Raw genomic sequence first — 16,341 nt, forward strand, 5'->3', positions numbered from 1 at the left:
GTTCACACCCGCCGTTCGAGACAGGGGATTCGTGTTCTTCGGGCCGGTTCAGCCGCGGGGCAGATGCAGAAGACCGTCGGATGCTTCGACGAGGCCGTCGACGACGAGCGAGTCGATCGCGCGGTCGCGCTGACGCCGGTCGGGCCAGTCGGCGATGACCGCATCGAGGGGCACCGCGGACGGCGCGGCGTCGCGCAGCATCCGCATCACCGCCCCTCTCGCCTGGCGGTCGCTTCCCTCGTACTTCGCCTGGCGGCGGCGGGTGTCACCGGTGTCGGGGTAGCCGTCGGCGCGCCAGCGGCAGACGTCTGCGAGGGGACACGCTTCGCAGCGGGGCGAGCGGGCGGTGCAGACGGTCGCGCCGAGTTCCATCGCCGCCGCGTTGACGACGGCGGCGGCCTCGACGTCGTCGGGAAGGATCGCGGCCATGTCGACGAGGTCGCGGCGCGACGGCGGTCCCGGCTGGGCTCGGCCGGCGACGGCCCGCGCGAGCACGCGGCGCGTGTTCGTATCCACGACGGGATGGTGGTCGCCGTAGGCGAAGACCGCGACGGCCCGGGCGGTGTAGTCGCCGATCCCGGTGAGGGCGAGCAGCGCGTCCACGTCGCGGGGCACCACGTCTGCGTGACGGTCGCGGATCTGCGTCGCGGCACGGTGCAGCCAGAGCGCGCGGCGGGGATAACCGAGGTTCGCCCACTGCCGCACGGCTTCGGCCGGGGCGTCGGCCGCGAGCGCACCGGGGGTCGGCCACCGGGCGAGCCACGCCTCGAGGTGCGGGATGACACGGGCGACGGGCGTCTGCTGCAGCATGAACTCGCTCACGAGCGTTCCCCACGCCCCGAACCCCTCGCGGCGCCAGGGCAGGTCTCGGGCGTTGCGGCCGTACCACTCGACCAGCGGTGCGGCGAGGTCGGGCATCAGGCCAGCGTACGTCAGGCGGGGTGCGGGGGAACGTACGCTGGAGAGATGAACTCCCCGAGCCCCTCGGCCGCCTCGATGATGCGCGAACTGCGCGCCGAGGTGCGACAGAACCTTCGGCGCGGCCGCGTGATCGTCGCGGTCGACGGCACCCCCGGATCCGGTCAGGCGGACGTCGCCGACGCCCTCGCGGCGGCCTTCGCGGAGGAGGGCGAGACGGCGCTCCGCGCCTCCGCCGCCGATTTCGTCGATGCCGAAGGCCGCCTCGACGTCGAGGCGGTGCGCCGCGTGCTCGTGGAGCCCTTCCGCTCCTCGTCGCCGGAGGGCTTCTCGCTCTCACCCTCGGCGGGGGCGACGACCGCGCCCGCCGACGCGCTGCTCGTCGTCGACGGCGACTTCCTGCTCACTCGCGAGCTGCGCGGCCTGTGGAACTGGTCGGTGTGGCTCGAGACCCACCCCACGGCGGCCTTCGCTCGGCTCGCTGCCGACGGCCGTGCCGATCCCGACCCCGCCGCCGCGTCCAACGCCGCCGTCCGGGACGCGGTCGCCTCCTATCGGCGCTCGTCGAACCCGAGCGCGGCAGCATCCGCTCTCATCGAGAACACCGATCCCGAGAACCCGACGCGGATCTTCGGAGACTTCTGCTGATGCCCGCGGGAGGCATGCTGCTCGTCGACAAGCCGGCGGGCATGACCAGTCACGACGTCGTCTCGCGCGCTCGGAAGGCGCGCGGCACCCGCAAGGTCGGTCACGCCGGCACCCTCGATCCGATGGCGACCGGGCTGCTCGTGCTCGGGGTCGACGCCGCGACGCGCCTGCTCACGTTCATCGTCGGCGCCGACAAGACCTACACCGCCACCATGCTGCTCGGGGCGACCACCGATACCGATGACGCCGACGGCGAGGTCGTGGGCCGCGCGTCGCTCTCGGACATCGCCGCGGTGACGGACGGCGCGATCGACGAGGGGATCGTTGCACTCACCGGGGCGATCTCGCAGGTGCCGACCACCGTATCGGCGATCAAGGTCAACGGCCGTCGTGCCTACGACCTCGCCCGCGAGGGCGTGGAGGTCGAACTGAAGGCGCGCGACGTCGTCGTCTCGAGATTCGAGGTGATCGAACGTCGGCGCGAAGACGATCGCGTCGAGCTGGACGTCGTGGTCGACTGCTCCAGCGGCACCTACATCCGTGCGTTGGCGCGCGACCTGGGCGCAGCTCTCGGCGTCGGCGGTCATCTGACCGAGCTACGGCGCACGCGCATCGGCCCGTTCTCGGTCACCGATGCGGCGCAGCTCGATGCCCTGGCGGGTGTTCCGCTGCTCACCCCGGCCGAAGCGGGTGCGACGGTGCTCGGCGCGATCGACGTCACCGCCGACGAGGCGCGCGACCTTCGGCACGGCAAACGCCTCTCGGGGGCGGCTTCCCGTCTGCCCGCCTCGCCGGCCGCCGCGATCGACCCCGAGGGCGTGCTCATCGGCGTCGTCGAACGGCGCGGTGTCGACGTCAAGAGCGTGATGAACCTGCCGACGGGGGAGAACGCATGATCCTCTGGTTCACGCTCGCGCAGGTGGCCGTGGCGTCGGTCGCCGCTCTCGTGGCCGTGATCGCCGGCCTCGCGGGGAGGCGGCCCGGCGACCTCACGGTCGGCAGCCTCGCGCTGATCGAGGTGTTGCTCATCGCCCAGGTCGTGACGGCGATCATCGCCCCGCTGGCGGGCAACCCCCCGACGGGGAGCGGGCTGGAGTTCTGGGTCTACCTGGTCTCGGCGGTGCTCATCCCTCCGGCGGTCGTCGCGTGGGCGCTCGTGGAGCGCAGCCGGTGGAGCACCGTGATCATGGGCATCGGCGCCGCGTCGGTGGCGATCATGGTGTGGCGCATGCACGTCATCTGGACCGTCCAGATCGGGTGAGGCGACGCCGCATCCTGCGCTCACGGAGAGCACCCGCCCCGCGCGACTCTAAGATCGAAGAGCCATGGAATCCCGCACTCGCCCCCGGAACATGACCGGCGTCGGCCGGGTTCTCGTCGTCGTCTACGCGATCCTGGCCCTCGCCGCGACCGGGCGATCCTTCGTGCAGATCGTGCTGCGTTTCGACCACGCACCGCTGGCGTTCACGCTCTCGGCCATCTCGGCGGCCGTCTACATCGTCGCGACCCTCGCGCTCATCTTCTCCGCCTCCCGCGCCTGGTATCTGGTCGCATGGGCGGCGATCTCGTTCGAGCTCGTCGGGGTGCTCGTGGTGGGGGTGTTCAGCCTGATCCGGCACGACCTGTTCCCCGAGGAGACCGTGTGGTCGTGGTTCGGGTCGGGGTATGTCTTCGTCCCGCTGGTGCTGCCGTTCGTCGGCATCTGGTGGCTCGTGACGCACCGTCCCGGGCGCGAGGTCGCCGTACCCGAATCCGAGCCGATGGAGAGGTCGTCCTGGTGATCACATTCCGCGACCCTTCGGAGGTCCCCGCCGGATTCGGGCCCTCGGTCGTCGCCATCGGCAAGTTCGACGGCGTCCACGCCGGGCACCGCGCCGTCATCGACCGGGCGAAGGTGGATGCTGCGGCCACCGGCGCGAAGGTCGTCGCCGTCACCTTCGATCGCAATCCGCTGAGCGTGCTGCGACCCGATCTGTGCCCGGTCAGCCTGGTCGGCGTCACGCAGAAGATCGAACTCCTCGAACGTGCCGGCGTGGATGCGACCCTCATGCTCACCTTCGACGAGCAACTCGCGAGTCTCGACGCCGAGGAGTTCGTCCGCCATGTGCTCGTCGGGGCATTGGGCGTTCGCAGCGTGCTCGTCGGGGGCGACTTCCGGTTCGGGCGGGGCGGGGCCGGTGACGCCGAACTGCTGCGCACGATGGGGGAGCGCTTCGGGTTCGTCGTGCAGATCGTCGACGACGTGCGGGCCATTGATTCCGACCGACGGGTCTCGTCGACCTGGATCCGCGAACTGCTCGCCGAGGGTGACGTCGCCTCGGCCGGCAAGCTCCTCGGAGCCGCGCCGTCCGTGTGGGGGGAGGTCGTCCATGGCCTCAAGCGCGGCCGCGAGCTCGGCTATCCGACCGCCAACCTCTCGCCCGACCTCGAGGGATTCATCCCCGCCGACGGGGTCTACGCCGGATGGCTCATCGACGAGGGTTCGGCCGACGGCCTGCGCCCGGGTACCCGGTATCCGGCGGCGATCAGCATCGGCGTCAATCCGACGTTCGACGACGTCCTCGTCCGGCAGGTCGAGGCCTACGTGCTCGACGAGACCGACCTCGACCTCTACGGGCACCTGATGCAGGTGCGATTCGTCGAGCGCATCCGCGGCATGGTGGCGTTCGACGACATCGAGGCGCTCAAGGTGCAGATGGCCCACGACGTCGAGCGCGTCCGGGCCGTGCTCGGCGCTCACTGACACCGCTGCCGCGCGCGCTGAGAGTCCAAGACACCCGGACGGCGCCCTCGGGCGGCCCGGGTGTCTTGGACTCTCAGCGGCAGGCTGAGCGGCGCAGGATCAGTACGACGCGGCGTCGGTCGCGCCGGTCGGGCCGTCGCCCCGCTCGATCGCGCGGGCTTCGCCGAGGATCGTCGCGGCCGCGCTCGTGCCGAGACGGGTGGCGCCGGCGTCGATCATCGCGAGGGCGGCGGTGAGGTTGCGGACGCCTCCGGAGGCCTTCACCTGCACGGAGGGACCGACGTTGGCGCGCATGAGGCGCACGTGCTCGACGCTCGCGCCGCCGCCGCCGAAGCCCGTCGACGTCTTCACGAAGGCGGCGCCACCGGCCTCGGTCAGGCGGCTGCCGCGGGCGATCTGCTCGTCGTCGAGGTAGGAGGTCTCGAGGATGACCTTGGCTACACGCCCCTGCGCGGCCTCCACGACCGCGCGGATGTCGTCGACGACGGCGTCGTCGAAGCCCGAGCGCAGGAAGCCGATGTTCACGACCATGTCGACCTCGCTCGCCCCGTCGGCCAGTGCCTGCGCGACCTCGGCGGTCTTGGCCGCGGTCGACGTGGTGCCGTGCGGGAAGCCGATGACCGTTCCCACCGCGACACCCGTGCCGTCGAGGCGCTGCACGGCATGCGCGATGTCGGAGGGGCGCACGCACACGCTGAACACGCCCCACTCGGCGGCGATGTCGAGCTCGGCGTCGACGTCTGCGCGGACGAGCTCGGGCTTCAGGATCGCGTGGTCGATGGTGGCGGCGAGCTCGCGCTCGGAGAGGTTCGACATGCCCTCCAGCCTACGCGCGAGGGGGGTTGCGGATGCCGAGGAACGACACCACCCCGCCGACCGCGAGGAGGGCCGCGGTCACCACGGCGGCGCGGTGGAAGCCGTCGAGGTCGATCGAGCCGCCCACGATCAGCGCGACCATCGCGACGGCGATGAGCCCGGCGACGCGCGAGACCGCGTTGTTGACGGCCGAGGCGATGCCCGACCGGCTGGTGTCGATCGCACCGAGGATCGCCGAGGTGAGGGGCGAGACCGTCAGGGTCAGACCGAAGCCGAACACGATGATGCCGGGGAGCACCTGCCACCAGTAGTCGAAGTCCTCGCCGATCGAGAGGAGCAGGAGGGAGCCGCCCGCGGCGAGGAGCGGACCGATGGTCATGAACAGTCGAGGCCCCCACGCGCCGGCGAGAGCGCCGACGCGCGAGCTGAACAGGATCATCAGCACCGTCGCGGGCAGCGAGGCGAGCCCCGCGAGAGTGGCGGGGAGACCGGCGCCCTGCTGCAGATACACGCCGAGGACGAAGCCGTTCAGCGACAGCGCGCCGTAGATGAACGCGGTCGCGACGTTGCCGGTCCAGAAGTTCCGGGCGCGGAAGAGGTCGAGGGGCATCATCGGGTCGCGGGCGAGTCGTTGCCGCACGAGGAATGCGGCGAACGAGAGCACGCCGATCGTCATCGACCCCCAGATCACCGGGGAGGCCCACCCGAGCGCGGACTGCTCGATCAGGGCGAAGACGGACGCGCCGAGCCCGACGGTGCACAGGATCGCCCCGAGGTAGTCCACCCGGGCGCCCTCTCGGCGGTGATCGGGGTGGCCGAGCCTCACGAGAAGGAACAGGGTGAGGGCGATGGGGAGCACGTTGATGAAGAACACCAGGCGCCACGACAGCAGGTCGACGAAGAGCCCGCCGACGAGCGGCCCGGCGATCATCGCGCCGGTCGTCGCCGCCGTCCACACACCGATCGCCCGCGCCTGCGCCGGGCCGCGGAAGTTCGCGGTGATGAGCGCGAGGGAACTGGGCACGAGGAGCGCTCCCGCCACACCTTGCAGTGCGCGCATGATGATCAGGAACTCCGAGGTGGGAGCGGCTCCGATCGCGATCGAGGTCACCGCGAAGCCGATCAGCCCGATGCGCAGCACGACGAGTCGGCCGAGGACGTCGCTCAGCGACCCCGCGACGAGGATCAGGGCGCCGAGGGTGATGAGGTAGGCGTCGACGACCCACTGCTGCGTGGTGAGGCCACCGCCCAGATCGCGGGAGATCGCGGGCAGCGCCACGGTCACCACGGTGCCGTCGAGGAACGACACGAACGACGACAGGATCGCGATCGTCAGCACCATCTTCTGATCGCGGGTCATCTGCTCGGCCATCTGCTCACTGTACGACCGTCGGCGGAAGGAGACAGGAATACCCCAGGGGGGTATCGTGGTTGTGGACGAGGACGAAGGAGGCGTGATGGACCAGCACGACCCGACGGGACGACGCACCGCGGTCCTCGACATCGAGGGCATGACCTGCGCGAGCTGTGTGGCGCGCGTCGAGAAACGGTTGCGCGCCGTGGACGGCGTGGATGCGGCGGTCAACCTCGCCACGGAGTCGGCGCGGGTGACGTTCCCCGACGAGCTCGACGCCCACGCGCTCGTCGCGGCGGTCCGCGGCGCGGGGTACGACGCGCGGGTGCGGCGCGACGAGACGGCGGCGGGCGCAGCATCCGCCCCCGCCCACGGTGCCGAGGGCCACGTGCACGACACCGAGGACCGCCCCGGGGCGACGTCGCTGCGTACGCGGCTGATCGTGAGCGCCGTGCTGGGACTGCCGGTCGTGGTGCTCGGAATGGTGCCCGCGCTGCAGTTCACCGGCTGGCAGTGGGTCTCGTTCGTGCTCGTCACCCCGATCCTGTTCTGGGGCGGCTGGCCCTTCCACCGTGCGACGGTGGCCAACGCCCGCCACGGCGCGGCGACGATGGACACCCTGATCACCTTGGGCACGGTGGCCGCGTACCTGTGGAGCACGTGGGCGCTCTTCTTCGGCAACGCCGGAGAGCTCGGTCTGCGGCACGACGTCGTGCTCTTCGGCCCCGTGCACGATGCCACCGCCCTCGTCTACTTCGAGGTCGTCGCCGCCGTGACCGTGTTCCTCCTCCTCGGCCGTTTCGTCGAGCAGCGCGCGACCCGGCGCGCCGGGTCGGCGCTGCGCTCGCTCCTCGAACTCGGTGCGAAGACCGTCGAGCTCCCCGACGGCACGACGGTGCCGATCGAGCACCTCGCCGTGGGGGAGCTCTTCGTGGTCCGCCCCGGCGGAACGATCGCCGCCGACGGCGCGGTCGTGGAGGGAACGGCGTCGGTCGACGAGAGCATGCTCACGGGCGAGTCCGTGCCGGTCGACGTGGGCCCCGGCGACGCGGTCACCGGCGGCACCATCTCCGCGGACGGGCGCCTCGTGGTGAGGGCGACGTCGGTCGGCAGCGACAGCCGGCTCTCCCGGATCGCCCGTCTCGTCGAAGACGCCCAGCTGGGCAAGAGCCGCGTGCAGCGCCTCGCCGATCGCGTGTCGGCGATCTTCGTGCCGATCGTGATCGTGCTCGCCGTCGCCACTCTCGCCGCGTGGCTGCTGGCCGGGCAGCCTATCGCCGCCGGCTTCACCGCCGCGGTCGCCGTGCTCATCATCGCCTGCCCCTGCGCGCTCGGCCTGGCGACACCGATCGCCGTGCTCGTCGGCACGGGTCGTGCCGCGCAGCTGGGGATCCTCGTCACCGGTCCCGAAGCGCTCGAGTCGGCCGAGAAGATCGACACGGTCGTCCTCGACAAGACCGGCACCCTCACGGAGGGGCGAATGACGGTGGCCTCGGTCGTGACCGACGGGGCGACCGACGCCGCCGAGGCGCTCGCGCTCGTCGCGGCGGTCGAGCGCGGCTCCGAGCACCCCGTCGCCCGGGCGATCGTCTCGGCGGCCGGGGTCGGTGCGGTGGCCGACGACGTCCGCTCGCTCGCCGGTCGCGGTGTGATCGGCACGGTCGACGGCACCGCCGTCTTCGCCGGCCGCCCGGCGTTCGCGGCCGAGCAGGGCGCGGAGCTCTCGCCCGTGCTCGCCGATGCCGTCGCCGCGGGCGAGCGTCGGGGCACCGTGGTGGTCGCCGGCTGGGCCGTGGGCGAGGAGCGCCCCCGGGCGCGCGCCGTCTTCGAGATCGCCGACACCGTGCGCGCCGAGAGCGCCGGCGCGGTCGCCGACCTGCGCGGCCTGGGCCTCGAGGTCGTGCTGCTCACCGGCGACAACGCCGGGGTCGCCGAGGCGGTGGCCCGCGAACTGGGCATCGACACGGTGCGCGCCGGGGTGCTCCCCGAGGGCAAGCTCGCCGAGATCGAGAGCCTGCGCGCCGACGGTCGCGTCGTGGCGATGGTCGGCGACGGCGTGAACGATGCGGCCGCCCTCGCCGCCGCCGACCTCGGGATCGCCATGGGCGGGGGAGCGGATGCGGCGATGCACGCCGGAGACGTGACGCTCGTGCGCAGCGACCCGCGCGCGATCGTCACCGCCGTCCGGCTCAGCCGCCGCACGATGGGGGTCATCCGCGGCAACCTGTTCTGGGCGTTCGCGTACAACGTCGCCGCCCTCCCCCTGGCGGCGCTGGGGCTGCTGAACCCCATGCTCGCCGGGGCGGCGATGGCGTTCTCGAGCGTGTTTGTCGTACTCAACAGCCTGCGCCTGCGACGCGCCCGGTGACGGCGACCGGGGGCGCCGCGCCCGTCGGCTGAGATCGAACGGCGTCGCCGAGGCCCCCGCGGCGGGCGTCCTCGTGGCGGGGGAGTGATGTGTCGGCACCAGACGCTAGACTGGGCATCGGGGACCACTCGCGGGAACGTGCCGCACTCGCCGGAACGAATCGGCCAGCATGCCGATTCCGCGTCCGTTCGACGGTCCCTCCCCGCGTGCGTGACGGCTGACCGCCCCCGCGGGATCGTAGACAACACCGGCTCGACCGGTCATCGCCGGGTCATCCGGCTGACACGCTCAGGAGGAGCATGCCGACCACGGCACCCGCCGCGCAGAACAACTCGTCGCGGCGCAGAAAGACTTCCGCGGCACGCCGCGACGACGAAGCACCCCTCATCCCGATCCTCGCCCGCAAGGTGCGCGAGGTCGAGGCCAAGGCGCAGCGGGGCAAGCTCGGCCCGACCAATCGCGTCAAGTTCCAGGTGATCGCCTTCCTGGTGCGTGAAGAGCGTGCGCGAGTGAAGGCCGAGGCCGAACTCGACGCCGGTGCTCGCGCCGAGCTGCTCAAGCGTCTCGACGGGGTGGCGACCATCCTCGCCAAGACCGCCGCGCGCGACACGTCGCTCATCCAGCTGCTCGAGGTCGACCAGGCCACCTCGCCGGTGGCTCGGCGCATGCGCCGCGACTGGCTCATCGAGTCGGGCGCGGAGCTGCCGCCGGACGAGCTCATCATCACCGATGTGGCGCCGGTCTCGCAGCCGGTCGTGCCGGCCGGGCTCGCCGAGCGCCAGGTGGTGCCGCCCGCGATCGAGTCGCGCCAGATGGCCAACCCCTTCCTCGCGCCCGATCTGACCGCCGCCGTGTCCCAGAACGCGCCGCGCCGCCGGCTCGACGGCTGGGAGCTCATGGGTCCGCTGTTCAAGGCCTTCGAGACGGGCGCGGGCGGATCCGCCGCATCCATGGCCCTTCCCGAGGTGCCCGAGTTCGACCGGCTGTCGCCCAAGGGCCTCGAGGTCATGGCGCATCAGTCCCGTTTCCTCGAGTCGGTCCGCGAGGGGCACCGCAGCTTCCTCCTCGCAGACGAGCCGGGCCTCGGAAAGACCGCTCAGTCGGTACTCGCCGCGTCGGTGGCGGGTGCCTACCCGTTGCTGGTGGTCGTGCCGAACGTCGTGAAGATGAACTGGCTGCGCGAGGTCGGCCGTTGGACGCCGCAGCGACGGGCCACCGTCGTCAGCGGTGACGGGCGCGACGTCGACGCCTTCGCCGACGTCTTCATCGTCAACTACGAGATCCTCGACCGCCACCTGTCGTGGCTGGGCTCGATCGGCCTCAAGGGCATGGTCGTCGACGAGGCGCACTTCATCAAGAACCTCACGTCGCAGCGATCGCAGAACGTGCTGGCGCTCGCCGGGCGCATCCGCGAACAGGTGCGCGATCCGCTGATGCTCGCTCTCACGGGTACGCCGCTGATCAACGACGTCGAGGACTTCGACGCGATCTGGCGCTTCCTCGGCTGGACGCTGGGCGAGAAGCCCGGTGCCGAGCTCATGGACAAGCTCGAGTCGACCGGCCTCACCCCGGCCGACAAGGCCTTCTACCCGGAGGCGCGCGAGGCCGTCATCTCGATGGGCATCGTCCGCCGCAAGAAGAAGGACGTCGCAGCCGACCTGCCCGACAAGCTCATCGCAGACCTCCCGGTCGAGCTCGACGACGAATTCGGTCGCTCGGTGCGCCAGGCCGAGCGCGAGCTCGGCGAACGACTCGCCGCGCGGTACCGCCGCATCCTCGAGGCCCGCGGCGACCGCGGCCTCGCTCCCGGCGAGATGGACGACGACATCGTGCGCCTGGTCGCGCACAACGAGCTCGAGGAGTCGAAGGCCGCCGGCACGGGCTCCGAGAACGTGTTCACGATGGTGCGCAAGATCGGCCAGGCCAAGGCCCACCTCGCCGCCGACTACGCGGTGCAGCTGCAGCGCTCCGTCGGCAAGGTGGTCTTCTTCGCCAAGCACATCGATGTGATGGATGCTGCGGAGTCCCACTTCGCCGCGTCGGGTCTTCGCACCGTCTCCATCCGCGGAGACCAGACGACCCCGGCCCGGCAGCTCGCGATCGACGCGTTCAACAACGATCCGGGCGTCGGGATCGCGGTGTGCTCGCTCACCGCAGCCGGCGTCGGGCTCAACATGCAGGCCGCGTCCAACGTCGTGCTGGCGGAGCTGAGCTGGACCGCCGCCGAGCAGACGCAGGCCATCGACCGCGTGCACCGCATCGGTCAGGAAGAGCCCGTGACCGCCTGGCGGATCATCGCGGCGCACACGATCGACACGAAGATCGCCGAGCTCATCGACTCCAAGCAGGGTCTGGCCGCTCGCGCCCTCGACGGCGAAGCGGTCGACCCGGCATCGAGCGACTCGGTGCAGCTGAGCGCGCTCATGCACGTGCTGCGACGCACTCTGGGCGGCGAGTGATCCGGGTGCGGCGGCGGGAGACCGGCCGCCGCACCCGCCCACGCGCCCGCCGAGTGGCTGACGCGTCGCCTGCGACGCTATGGTCGGTGTGGCAACGTCGCCGGCTCTCCCACCCGACACAGCGAGGACCACAGCTATGAAGATCGGCATCCTGACGAGCGGCGGCGACTGCCCCGGTCTCAACGCCGTCATCCGCGGAATCGTGCTCAAGGGCACGACGAACTACGACATCGAGTTCGTGGGCATCCGAGACGGCTGGCGAGGCGTCGTCGACGCCGACTTCTTCCCGCTCACCCGTCACGAGGTGAAGGGGCTGTCGAAGGTCGGCGGCACCATCCTCGGCACGAGCCGCACCAACCCCTACGAGGGCACCCGCGGCGGTGCTGAGAACATCGCCAAGACCCTCTACGGTCACCGCATCGACGGCATCGTCGCGATCGGCGGCGAGGGAACGCTCGCGGCGGCCGACCGCCTCTCGAACGACGGCATCAACGTCATCGGGGTGCCGAAGACCATCGACAACGACCTGCGCGCGACCGATTACTCCTTCGGTTTCGACACCGCGGTCAACATCGCCACCGACGCGATGGACCGCCTGCGCACGACGGGTGACTCCCATCAGCGGTGCATGGTCGCCGAGGTGATGGGCCGCCACGTCGGCTGGATCGCCTTGCACGCCGGCATCGCCGCGGGCGCCCACGTCATCTGCATCCCCGAGGTGCCGCTCTCGCTCGACGAGATCGTCGACCAGGTCACGCGCGCCCACGACCGCGGCCGTGCGCCGCTCATCGTGGTGTCCGAGGGCTTCACGCTCAAGGGCATGAACGAGGCCTTCAGCGACAAGGGCCTCGACGCGTTCAACCGCCCCCGCCTCGGCGGGATCAGCGAGGTGCTCGCTCCCGAGATCGAGCGCATCACGGGTATCGAGACCCGCTCGACGGTACTCGGCCACATCCAGCGCGGCGGATCGCCCTCGGGCTTCGACCGCGTGCTCGCGACGCGTCTGGGGCTCCACGCCGCCGACGCGCTCTTCGAGCAGGACTGGGGCCAGATGGTGGCCATGCGCGGCACCGACATCGTCCGCGTCCCGTTCGCCGACGCGCTCGGCGAGCTCAACACCGTGCCGCTCTACCGCTACGAAGAGGCCGCCGCGCTGTTCGGTTGATCCCGTCCGGCGCCCGACGGAAGACAAGGGCCCGGCGTAGGACGATCCGACCGAGATCGTCCTACGCCGGGCCCTTCACCTACCTGCGCGACCGGCGAGCGGATGCTGCGCGCCGGTCGCGCGCGGTCAGGACGCGTCGGCGACGCCGAGCACGTCGAGCAGCCAGGCGAGCTCGAACGCCCGCTCGCGCCAGGAGTTGTACCGACCGCTGACTCCGCCGTGACCGGCGACCATCTCGCACTTCAGCATCGCGTCGGCGCCCACCTCGCGCAGGCGCGCGACCCACTTCGCGGGTTCGACGTACAGCACGCGCGTGTCGTTGAGCGACGTGACGGCGAGGATGCGGGGGTAGGCGACGCCCTCGCGCACATTCTCGTACGGCGAGTACGACTTCATGTACGCGTAGACGTCGGCGTCGTGCAGCGGGTCGCCCCACTCGTCCCACTCGATGACGGTCAACGGGAGGGAGGGATCGAGGATCGTGGTGAGCGCGTCGACGAACGGGACGCTCGCGAGCACACCCGCGAACAGCTCGGGGGCGAGGTTCGCGATCGCGCCCATCAGGAGGCCGCCGGCGCTACCGCCCTCCGCCACCATCCGGTCGGGGGTCGTGTAGCCCGCCTCGACGAGGTGGCGCGCGGCGTCGACGAAGTCGGTGAACGTGTTGCGCTTGGCGAGCGTCTTCCCGTCCTCGTACCACTGCCGGCCCATCTCGCCGCCACCGCGCACGTGCGCGACGGCGAAGACGACGCCCCGGTCGAGCTCCGACAACCTCGCCACCGAGAAGCCGGGCTCGATCGAGTGCTCGTACGACCCGTATCCGTAGAGGTGAAGCGGACGCGGTGCCGCGCCCACCTCGCCGAACGAGCGCTTCCACACCAGCGAGATTGGCACGCGGGTGCCGTCCTGCGCGGTGGCCCACACGCGCGCCTGACCGTAGTCGACGGAGTCGTAGCCGCCGAGTACGGGCTGACGCTTGCGCAGCAGCAGCTCGCCGGTGGCGACCTCGTAGTCGAAGACGGTGCCGGGGGTGACGAACGAGCCGTAACCGACCCGCAGGAGGGGCGGCGCCCACTCGGGATTGCCGCCCGTGCCGACGCTGTAGAGCGGCTCGTCGAATTCGATCTCGCGCACCGCGCCGTCGGCGTAGTCGAGCATGCCGAGCCGGGGCAGGCCGTCGCGGCGGTAACCGACCACCCCCCAGTCGCGGAAGGTATCGACGCCGAGCAGCCGCTGACCCGGCCGGTGGGCGATCACGACGGAGCGTTCGCCCTGGGGGTCGGATGCGGCGACCCGCACCAGCTCGAAGTCGAGAGCGTCGTCGTTGTGGAGCACGTAGAGCACGTCCTCGCCGTCCACCACGGCGTCGGAGGCGGAGTACTCCACCCCCTCGCGGCGCGGCCAGATCACGCGCGGTTCGCCGCGCAGGTCGTCGGCGTCGAGGATCCACTCCTCCGACGTGATCGACGAGCCGACGTCGATGACGAGATAGCGGTCGCTGCGGGTGAAGCCCGCGCCGACCCAGTACCGCTCGTCGGGCTCGGTGAACAGCTTGACGTCGTCGTCGACCGGCGTGCCGATCTCGTGGAGCCACACGGTGTCGGGGCGCCAGGCGTCGTCGACGGTCGTGTAGACCACGTAGCGACCGTCTGGAGAGAACGAGGCGCCCGCGAAGGTGTCGGGGATCTCGTCGGCGAGGTTCTCGCCGGTGGCGAGGTCGCGGACGCGAAGGGTGTAGCGCTCGTCGCCGGCCACGTCGACGCCGTAGAGCATGCGCTCGCCGTCGGTGGAGACCTCGAAGCTGCCGAGAGAGAAGAAGTCGGTGCCCTCGGCCTCGATGTTGCCGTCGAGGAGCACCTGCTCGCCGGGGACGGGCTCTCCCGGGGTGAGCTCGGGCGGCGTCCAGTCGTCGGGCGAGGCCAGGGGAGCGCGGCACTGGATGCCGTACTGGCTGCCCTCGACGGTGCGGCCGTAGTACCACCACGCGCCGCGCCGGCTGGGCACGGACAGGTCGGTCTCGAGGGTGCGGCCCTTGATCTCCTCGAACACCTGCTCGCGGAGCCCCTCGAGGTGCGCCGTTCGGGCATCGGTGTACGCGTTCTCGGCCTCGAGGTGGGACAGGACCGCCGCATCCTCCTTCGCGCGGAACCACTCGTACGGGTCGTCGAAGGTGTCGCCGTGGTGGGAGCGGATCGTCGAGCGGCGCTCGGCGACGGGGGGATCGGGAAGGGCCTGGGCGTCGTTCACGATCCCACGCTAGCCGAGGACCGACGCCCTCCGGCCGGTCGTCAGCGGACGGTGACGAGGGTGCGCTGCCACCCCGACGAGCCGTCGGGGGCGATCGGCGCGCGGTCTTCGATCTGCACCTGTCCGTTCTTGTCGGTCGCGCGCACGGTGACGTAGTGCGTACCGGCCTCGGCCTGCCACTCCAGCCACCACTGCACCCAGGTGTCGGCGTTGACCGGCGTGGAGAGGTTCGCCTGCTGCCAGTCGCCGTCGTCGATCGAGACCTCGACGCTCTGGATGCCGGTGGTCTGCGCCCACGCCATGCCCGCGATCGGCACGGTGCCGGCGGTGACCGGCGTCCCCGAGCGCGGCGTGTCGATGCGCGACGACATCTTGATGGGGGCCTCTGCGGCGTACCCGCGCGGGGTCCAGTAGGCCTCGTCGGCGGCGAACGTGGTGACCTTCAGCTCGGTGACCCACTTCGTCGCCGAGACGTAGCCGTAGAGACCGGGCACGACCATGCGCACCGGGAAGCCGTGCTCGAGCGGGAGAGGTTCGCCGTTCATGGCGACAGCGAAGATCGCGTCGCGATTGTCGTCGGTCAGTGTGTCCAGGGGAGTACTCGCGGTATAACCGTCGACGCTGCGCGACAGCACCATGTCGGCGCCCGCCTGGGGCCCCGCCATCGCGAGGATGTCGCGGATGGGAACGCCCTGCCAGATCGCGTTGCCGACGAGCCCGCCACCGACCTCGTTCGAGACGCACGTCAAGGTGATGCCGTACTCGTCGAGACCCATGCCGACGAGGTCGTCGAAGGAGAGCTCGATACGCTGATCGACCATGCCGTCGATCACGAGACGCCAGGTCGACGGGTCGATCGACGGAACAGTCAGGGCCGTGTCGACGCGGTAGAAGTCGGCGTTGGGGGTGAACAGGGGAGAGAGGCCCTCCACGTCGGCCTCCGCCCCGGCAGGCACGGTGACCGTAGAGCGCACCGCGGGAAGCTGGATGGCGTCGCGGACGGCGGCGATCGACGAGGTCGTCGCCGAGATGACGCGCGAACCCACACCCACCACGACGGAGGCGATGGCGGCGATGGCGGTCATTCCGAGGAAGCCGCGCCGGCTCGCGCCCGAGGTCGGAGCGCCCTCCTCGTCGTCGAGCTCGGCGGGTGCGGCCGCCGTACGGTCGCGCCAGGCGCGCAGACGTCGCCCCAGAATCAGGATGAGCACGACCCCCACGATCGTGCCGGCCAACGGGGGGAGCGCAGAGAGGAAGCCCGCACCCGCGCGGGTGAGGATCGCCGCGCCGGAGAGCACGCCCGCGACGACGAGCAGCACGGCGCCCAGGGGCGGTCGCACGAACTCGAGGATTCCGGCGATCGCCGAGGCGATGACGACCGCGAGCCCGAGACCGACCAGCAGGGCGATCTTGTCGTTCGCTCCGAACGTCGAGATCGCGAACTCCTTGAGCGGCTGGGGCACGATGTCGATCACGAACGAACCCACCGCCAGCAGCGGGCTCGCCTGGGGCGCCACCAGAAGGGCGATGAGTTCGGCAGCCGCGAGGAACGCGGCAGCCGAGACGATGCCGGCCACCGCCGACCAGGCGGTGAAGGTCTTGCGTCGTGCGGCCATGGTTGGG

13 protein-coding genes are annotated in these 16,341 nt (G+C 71.2%); 8 read left to right on the forward strand and 5 right to left on the reverse strand.

What is annotated here, in order from left to right; genetic code table 11:
• Positions 1-48 precede the first annotated feature (48 nt).
• Positions 49-918, reverse strand: a complete 870-nt coding sequence (locus DEU34_RS11665; protein WP_121150407.1) for an A/G-specific adenine glycosylase — start codon at positions 916-918, stop codon at positions 49-51.
• Positions 919-966: 48 nt separating this feature from the next.
• Here DEU34_RS11665 and DEU34_RS11670 point away from each other — a divergent pair, with 48 nt between their 5' ends.
• The 5 genes from DEU34_RS11670 to DEU34_RS11690 all read left to right on the forward strand — a co-directional run bounded on the left by DEU34_RS11670 (position 967) and on the right by DEU34_RS11690 (position 4,309).
• Positions 967-1,566, forward strand: a complete 600-nt coding sequence (locus tag DEU34_RS11670) for a hypothetical protein (protein ID WP_121150409.1) — start codon at positions 967-969, stop codon at positions 1,564-1,566.
• On the forward strand, positions 1,566-2,462 hold the full coding sequence (gene truB, locus DEU34_RS11675; protein ID WP_121150411.1) for a tRNA pseudouridine(55) synthase TruB: 897 nt from the start codon (positions 1,566-1,568) through the stop codon (positions 2,460-2,462). The genes DEU34_RS11670 and truB overlap by 1 nt, the downstream gene beginning before the upstream one ends.
• Entirely contained in the window at positions 2,459-2,827 is a 369-nt protein-coding gene (locus DEU34_RS11680) for a hypothetical protein (RefSeq protein WP_121150413.1), read from the forward strand. Before truB ends, DEU34_RS11680 begins: the two co-directional genes overlap by 4 nt.
• Positions 2,828-2,891: 64 nt before the next feature.
• Complete coding sequence (locus tag DEU34_RS11685; RefSeq protein ID WP_121150415.1) at positions 2,892-3,347, forward strand: hypothetical protein; 456 nt, start codon at positions 2,892-2,894, stop codon at positions 3,345-3,347.
• On the forward strand, positions 3,344-4,309 hold the full coding sequence (locus tag DEU34_RS11690; RefSeq protein ID WP_121150417.1) for a bifunctional riboflavin kinase/FAD synthetase: 966 nt from the start codon (positions 3,344-3,346) through the stop codon (positions 4,307-4,309). Before DEU34_RS11685 ends, DEU34_RS11690 begins: the two co-directional genes overlap by 4 nt.
• A gap of 99 nt (positions 4,310-4,408) precedes the next feature.
• Here DEU34_RS11690 and deoC read toward each other — a convergent pair whose 3' ends face one another.
• Both deoC and DEU34_RS11700 read right to left on the reverse strand, forming a co-directional pair.
• Complete coding sequence (deoC, locus tag DEU34_RS11695; RefSeq protein ID WP_121150419.1) at positions 4,409-5,125, reverse strand: deoxyribose-phosphate aldolase; 717 nt, start codon at positions 5,123-5,125, stop codon at positions 4,409-4,411.
• Between the two features lie 10 nt (positions 5,126-5,135).
• On the reverse strand, positions 5,136-6,497 hold the full coding sequence (locus DEU34_RS11700; RefSeq protein ID WP_183042456.1) for an MFS transporter: 1,362 nt from the start codon (positions 6,495-6,497) through the stop codon (positions 5,136-5,138).
• A gap of 85 nt (positions 6,498-6,582) precedes the next feature.
• Here DEU34_RS11700 and DEU34_RS11705 point away from each other — a divergent pair, with 85 nt between their 5' ends.
• From DEU34_RS11705 to DEU34_RS11715, 3 genes are all read left to right on the forward strand, one after another.
• Positions 6,583-8,847: a cation-translocating P-type ATPase gene (locus tag DEU34_RS11705; RefSeq protein ID WP_121150634.1), complete on the forward strand. Its 2,265-nt coding sequence runs from the start codon at positions 6,583-6,585 to the stop codon at positions 8,845-8,847.
• 299 nt (positions 8,848-9,146) lie between these two features.
• Positions 9,147-11,306: a DEAD/DEAH box helicase gene (locus DEU34_RS11710; RefSeq protein ID WP_121150421.1), complete on the forward strand. Its 2,160-nt coding sequence runs from the start codon at positions 9,147-9,149 to the stop codon at positions 11,304-11,306.
• A 136-nt stretch (positions 11,307-11,442) separates the two neighbouring features.
• Complete coding sequence (locus tag DEU34_RS11715) at positions 11,443-12,471, forward strand: 6-phosphofructokinase (protein WP_121150422.1); 1,029 nt, start codon at positions 11,443-11,445, stop codon at positions 12,469-12,471.
• 126 nt (positions 12,472-12,597) lie between these two features.
• On the opposite strand, the gene DEU34_RS11720 is transcribed toward DEU34_RS11715, so the two are convergent.
• Together DEU34_RS11720 and DEU34_RS11725 are read right to left on the reverse strand one after the other, a co-directional pair.
• Entirely contained in the window at positions 12,598-14,718 is a 2,121-nt protein-coding gene (locus DEU34_RS11720) for a S9 family peptidase (RefSeq protein WP_121150424.1), read from the reverse strand.
• 41 nt (positions 14,719-14,759) lie between these two features.
• The gene (locus tag DEU34_RS11725; protein ID WP_121150426.1) at positions 14,760-16,334 is read right to left on the reverse strand and encodes a molybdopterin-dependent oxidoreductase; all 1,575 of its coding nucleotides are present in this window, start codon (positions 16,332-16,334) and stop codon (positions 14,760-14,762) included.
• Positions 16,335-16,341 lie beyond the last annotated feature (7 nt).

It is taken from the genome of Microbacterium sp. AG1240 (assembly GCF_003635115.1).
Lineage (GTDB): Bacteria > Actinomycetota > Actinomycetes > Actinomycetales > Microbacteriaceae > Microbacterium.

What these genes read in the sequence shown, in the direction of transcription:
- DEU34_RS11665 (WP_121150407.1), bottom strand. Translation starts at nt 918, where the DNA reads ATGCCCGACCTCGCCGCACCGCTGGTCGAGTGGTACGGCCGCAACGCC.
- DEU34_RS11670 (WP_121150409.1), top strand. Translation starts at nt 967, where the DNA reads ATGAACTCCCCGAGCCCCTCGGCCGCCTCGATGATGCGCGAACTGCGC.
- truB (WP_121150411.1), top strand. Translation starts at nt 1,566, where the DNA reads ATGCCCGCGGGAGGCATGCTGCTCGTCGACAAGCCGGCGGGCATGACC.
- DEU34_RS11680 (WP_121150413.1), top strand. Translation starts at nt 2,459, where the DNA reads ATGATCCTCTGGTTCACGCTCGCGCAGGTGGCCGTGGCGTCGGTCGCC.
- DEU34_RS11685 (WP_121150415.1), top strand. Translation starts at nt 2,892, where the DNA reads ATGGAATCCCGCACTCGCCCCCGGAACATGACCGGCGTCGGCCGGGTT.
- deoC (WP_121150419.1), bottom strand. Translation starts at nt 5,125, where the DNA reads ATGTCGAACCTCTCCGAGCGCGAGCTCGCCGCCACCATCGACCACGCG.
- DEU34_RS11700 (WP_183042456.1), bottom strand. Translation starts at nt 6,497, where the DNA reads ATGGCCGAGCAGATGACCCGCGATCAGAAGATGGTGCTGACGATCGCG.
- DEU34_RS11705 (WP_121150634.1), top strand. Translation starts at nt 6,583, where the DNA reads ATGGACCAGCACGACCCGACGGGACGACGCACCGCGGTCCTCGACATC.
- DEU34_RS11710 (WP_121150421.1), top strand. Translation starts at nt 9,147, where the DNA reads ATGCCGACCACGGCACCCGCCGCGCAGAACAACTCGTCGCGGCGCAGA.
- DEU34_RS11715 (WP_121150422.1), top strand. Translation starts at nt 11,443, where the DNA reads ATGAAGATCGGCATCCTGACGAGCGGCGGCGACTGCCCCGGTCTCAAC.
- DEU34_RS11725 (WP_121150426.1), bottom strand. Translation starts at nt 16,334, where the DNA reads ATGGCCGCACGACGCAAGACCTTCACCGCCTGGTCGGCGGTGGCCGGC.